This is a genomic window from Kitasatospora sp. NPDC091257, from assembly GCF_044757675.1.
Lineage (GTDB): Bacteria > Actinomycetota > Actinomycetes > Streptomycetales > Streptomycetaceae > Kitasatospora > Kitasatospora lactacystinica.
Map to the genome: position 1 here is coordinate 1 of NZ_JBIVVI010001571.1, position 1716 is coordinate 1716.

A 1716-nucleotide genomic window follows, 5' to 3' on the forward strand; every position below is an offset into this window, starting at 1 on the left:
CCCCGACCCGTGGCCCCCCCCCCCCCCCCGCCCCGCCCCCCCCCCCCCCGGGGGGGGGCCCCCCCCCCCCCGGCCCCCCCCGCCACGAGGGGAGACCAACGTGACACCGCCGGCCGCAGCCAGCGCCGCCGCCATCCGCACCGACGACCCGACCACCGACCCCGCCGCGGCCACTGCCGCGGCCGCCGACGCCCAGGCACCCGCCCCCGCGGGGCTGCCCGGCAACGGCGACGACGACCCCGACGAACGCACCGCGGCGGACTCCGCCGCCCAGCGCCGCGCCCACGCGGCCGCGTCCCCGACCGGCACCCGCTTCACCAGGCCCGGGGGGATGTTCTCCTCACTGCGCGTTCGCAACTACCGCTACTACTTCGCCGGCCAGGTGGTCTCCAACACCGGCACCTGGATGCAGCGCATCGCCCAGGACTGGCTGGTGCTGAGCCTCACCGGCAGCCCGCTCGCGGTCGGCATCACCACCGCCATGCAGTTCCTGCCGATGCTGCTGTTCGGCCTGTTCGGCGGCGTGCTCGCCGACCGGATGCCCAAGCGCCGGCTGCTGGTCTTCACCCAGGGCGCGATGGGCCTGCTGGCCGCCGGCCTCGCGGTGCTGACCGTCGGCGGCGTGGTGACGCCGTACTACGTGTACGCCTTCGCGCTGCTGCTCGGCCTGGTCACCGTGGTGGACAACCCGACCCGGCAGGCCTTCGTCTCCGAGATGGTCGGGCCCAAGGACCTCGCCAACGCCGTCAGCCTGAACGCCGCCAACTTCCAGACCGCCCGGCTGGTCGGCCCCGCCGTCGCGGGCCTGCTGATCGCCGCGGTCGGCAGCGGCTGGGCGTTCGCCGTCAACGCGCTGTCCTTCGCCGCCGTGATCGGCGGGCTGCTCGCGATGCGGGAGAGCGAACTGCGCCCGACCGAGCCGATCGCCCGCGAGAAGGGTCAGCTGCGCGAGGGGCTGCGGTACGTCAAGGAGCGGCCCGAGCTGCTCTGGCCGATGGTGCTGGCCGGGTTCATCGGCACCTTCGGCTTCAACTTCCCCACGCTGCTCTCCGGCTTCGCGTACGACACCTTCAAGGTCGGCGCCGGCCAGTACGGCCTGCTGAACACCGCGATGGCGATCGGCTCGCTGACCGGTGCGCTGCTCGCCGCCCGCCGGGGCGTGCCGCGGCTGCGCCGGCTGGTCGGCGCGGCGCTGGCCTTCGGAGCGCTGGAGGTGGTCGCCGCGTTCGCGCCCGACTACTGGACCTTCGCGCTGCTGCTGATGCTGGTCGGGGTCTTCGGGCTGAGCTTCAACACCTCGGTCAACTCCTCGCTGCAGCTGGCCACCGACCCCGCGATGCGCGGCCGGGTGATGGGCCTGCTGGTGCTGGTCTTCACCGGCGGCACGCCGATCGGCGCCCCGATCGTCGGCTGGGTGACCGCCTCGTACGGGCCCCGGCTCGGCCTGCTGGCCTGCGGACTGGTGTCCGCGGCGGCGGCCGGCACGGTCGGCCTGGTGCTGGCCCGCAGCGCGGACCTGCGGGTGCGGTTCGACCTGCACCCGGGCCGCGGCGGCCGGGTGGTGGCCTTCGTGCCGCGGACCGCGCCGGCGGCTCCCCCCACCACACAAAGACGCAGGGAAATAACTTCGTCCCCGATCATGCCTTTCCTCCATCCGGGGTGGGCAGCGACGTCGCCGCTTGCGCGTTGATCACCGCGCGCGTTTTCACCACGGTC

The 1716-nt window shown here is 74.6% G+C and carries 1 protein-coding gene; it reads left to right on the forward strand.

What is annotated here, in order from left to right:
* Positions 1–331 precede the first annotated feature (331 nt).
* Positions 332–1690 carry an MFS transporter gene (locus ACIQOV_RS40370; protein ID WP_401055977.1) on the forward strand — a complete coding sequence of 453 codons (1359 nt, stop codon included), beginning with the start codon at positions 332–334 and terminating at the stop codon, positions 1688–1690.
* Positions 1691–1716: the final 26 nt, after the last annotated feature.

Coding starts and splice junctions, on each gene's coding strand:
- ACIQOV_RS40370 (WP_401055977.1), top strand. CDS start 332: ATGTTCTCCTCACTGCGCGTTCGCAACTACCGCTACTACTTCGCCGGC.